At 64.8% G+C, this 548-nt stretch carries 1 protein-coding gene; it reads right to left on the bottom strand.

Features of this window, described 5'->3' with window-relative positions:
- Positions 1-452: transposase (locus tag AX708_RS06240; RefSeq protein ID WP_082747208.1), on the bottom strand; the 452-nt coding region annotated here is incomplete at its 3' end.
- Positions 453-548: the final 96 nt, after the last annotated feature.

Raw genomic sequence — 548 nt, 5'->3', positions numbered from 1 at the left:
CATGGCACGGCCTTCAACGCGCGCAGAACCCGGGCGAGCGCCTTCTCGTTGACGAAGCTGTCGACGGTCAGGCGCGCACCGTTGCCAAGCTCGATGGCAATCGCGCCTGCTCGTTGTTGCCCGGGCGGAGGAGAAGCCGCAACATCTTGCGCCAAGGGGCCGACCGAAGACTCCGGTTCGTCAGCAATGATCTCGCACGCTGAAGCTCGCTCCGGGGTCGCCACGAACTGGCCACATGGGATGAACTCCAGCGCCTCCCTTGCAATCGCTTCAGCCTCGCGCCGGTTGGCACGCCAGTTGTAGATCACACTCTTGGCAATGCCATGCCTGCGCGCGACCGACACCACCGTGACATCGGGACGCAGGCTCTCGGCGACGATCGCCGCCTTCTCTGCGTCAGAATAGCGCCGCCGTCGCTCCGTGCGCACGATCACGCCGCCACCTTCGATCACAGGACCTCCTTCTGGAGTCCAGAAAGAACTCCCTTCAGGAACCGTCCTTCACCGTCCAGCGCCGACCGCGCAACACGTGGTCGGCCGGACGCTTAC

The organism is Erythrobacter sp. CCH5-A1, from assembly GCF_001557115.1.
Taxonomy (GTDB): Bacteria; Pseudomonadota; Alphaproteobacteria; order Sphingomonadales; family Sphingomonadaceae; genus Erythrobacter.
Note: the sequence above shows the minus strand (reverse complement) of the source record. Positions and strands in the feature narration are given on the sequence as shown.